2 protein-coding genes are annotated in these 2,234 nt (G+C 74.7%); one reads left to right on the forward strand and one right to left on the reverse strand.

Annotation, left to right across the window (positions count from 1 at the left end):
* Positions 1-1,769, forward strand: a 1,769-nt coding sequence (locus tag AC1MIR_RS27660) for a sugar transferase (protein WP_480031384.1), incomplete at its 5' end; no start/stop codon positions are given.
* Positions 1,770-1,771: 2 nt separating this feature from the next.
* Here the strand turns inward: AC1MIR_RS27660 and AC1MIR_RS27665 are convergent.
* Positions 1,772-2,140, reverse strand: a complete 369-nt coding sequence (locus AC1MIR_RS27665; protein ID WP_480031385.1) for a response regulator — start codon at positions 2,138-2,140, stop codon at positions 1,772-1,774.
* Positions 2,141-2,234 lie beyond the last annotated feature (94 nt).

Raw genomic sequence — 2,234 nt, forward strand, 5'->3', positions numbered from 1 at the left:
TTTCGCCGGTTATTCGCTGCCCGGGGGCGGGGTCCGGGGGGGGGGGGGCGCCCCGCGCCCCGCGGGCGCCGCCGCCCGCCGCATCGCTGCCGCGGGTCACGCTGGTGATGCCGGCGCACAACGAGGCGGCCTTCATCGCGCGCAAGGTCGCGAACCTGGCGGCGCTCGACTACCCGCGCGACCGCCTGCGCATCGTCATCGCCTGCGACGGCTGCACCGACGCCACGGCGGCGCTGGCGCAGAGCGCGCTGCGGGACACCGGTCTCGATGCCGTGGTGCTCGACCATCCGCGCAACCGGGGCAAGGTCGCCGTGCTCAACGACGCCATCGGCGCCGCGGCAACGGAGATCGTCGCGCTCACCGATGTCTCGGCCATGCTGCCGCGCGACGCGCTGCGCCGCGCCGTCGCCTGGTTCGCCGACCCTTCGCTCGGCGCTATCGGCGGCACCTACGCGCTGGAGCGCCCGGGCAGCGAGGGCGAGCGCGCCTATTGGGCGATGCAGACGGCGGTGAAGCAGGGCGAGGCCGCGCTCGGCGCGCCGCTCGGGATGCATGGCGCCTTCTGGGCCTTTCGCCGGCAGGCCTGGGCGCCGCTGCCGCCCGACACGATCAACGACGATTTCGTGCTGCCGATGCAGATGTTCCTGCGCGGCTGGAAGCTCGCCTACGACCCCGCCATCGTCGTGCGCGAGGCGGAGCGCAGCGACCGCGCCACGGAGGCGCGCCGGCGCCGGCGTATCGCGGCGGGCAACGCGCAGCAGATGGCGCGGCTACTGCCGCTGCTTCATCCGCGCCATGGCCGCGTCGCGCTGGCCTTCGCCTCCGGGAAGGCGCTGCGCGTCGCGATGCCCGCGCTGGTCGCGATCGGCCTGGCCGGGACGATGGCGCTCGCCCCCGTCTCGGCGCCCTTCGCGCTGCTGGCGGCCGGCGCGGTGACGGCGATCCTGCTGGCGCTGTGCGGGCTGGTGCTGGGCGCGCGCGCGCCGAGGCCGATGGCGGTGCTGCACTACGCCGCCGCGGGCAGCTGGGCGAGCTTCGTCGGCGTCGCGCGCTATGCGCTGGGCCGCGAGCGCAGGCCGTGGCGGCGCGCCGCGGAAGCCATGCCGATGCGCGAGGCGTCATGGCGTGCCGCCGACACGCTGCATCTCCCGCGCAGCGTGGCGTTCGGGAAGCGCGGCTTCGACGTGGCGGTCGCGCTGCTCGCTCTGGCGGTGACGCTGCCGATCTGGCCGCTGATCGCGCTGGCGATCCGGCTCGACAGCCCCGGTCCGGTGATCTTCCGACAGCTGCGCATCGGCCGCGCCTTGCCCGACCGCACCGAGCTCTTCGTGATGATGAAGTTCCGGTCCATGCGCAGCGATGCGGAAGCGGCGACCGGCGCGGTCTGGGCAACGAAGCGCGACCCGCGCATCACGCGGATCGGCGCCTTCCTCCGCAAGACCCGGTTGGACGAACTGCCGCAGCTGCTGAACGTGCTGAAGGGCGACATGGCGATCGTCGGCCCGCGCCCCGAGCGCCCGGGCTTCTATCACCGCCTGGAACGCGAGATCCCCTTCTTCGCCGACCGCACCGCGGGGCTTCGCCCCGGCATCACCGGCCTCGCGCAGGTCCGCCAGGGCTATGACAGCTGCATCGCCGATGTCCGCCGCAAGGTCGCCTTCGATCACGCCTACGCCATGGCGCTGACCGGCCTGCGCGCCTGGCTGGTGGCGGATTCCTCCATCGCGCTGCGCACCCTCGCCGTGATGGCGGGCAGGCGCGGCCAGTAGCATCACGCGGCACGATGCTCGCGCGCCCCGCTCAGCAGCCGCTCCAGGCTTGCCCGCGTCACCGGCTTGGTGACGTAGCCGTCCATGCCTGCATCGCGGCACGCCGCCTCGAAGGCGGCGTCAACGGCGGCAGTCAGGGCGATGATCCGGGTGCCGCGGTTGGGGCCGCCGCCGTCACGCAGCGCCCGGGTCGCCGTGAGGCCGTCCATGACCGGCATCTGGAGATCCATCAGGATCAGGTCGAAGCTCTCCGTTGCGGCCTGCCGCAGCGCTTCGGCGCCGTCCGCGGCAAGCTCGACCGAAGCCCCGGCGCGTTCGAGGAGGGCGCGGGCGACGAGCTGATTGGTGGCATCGTCCTCCACCAGCAGCACGCGCAAGCCGGCGCCCGGCTTCTCCGTCGCCCCCCCGCGGCCCAGGGCGCGCCGGCGGGGCGGGGGGGCGGCGCCGGCCGCCGCGCGCGCGGGG

The sequence above is a fragment of the Falsiroseomonas sp. RANM36 genome (assembly GCF_056682175.1).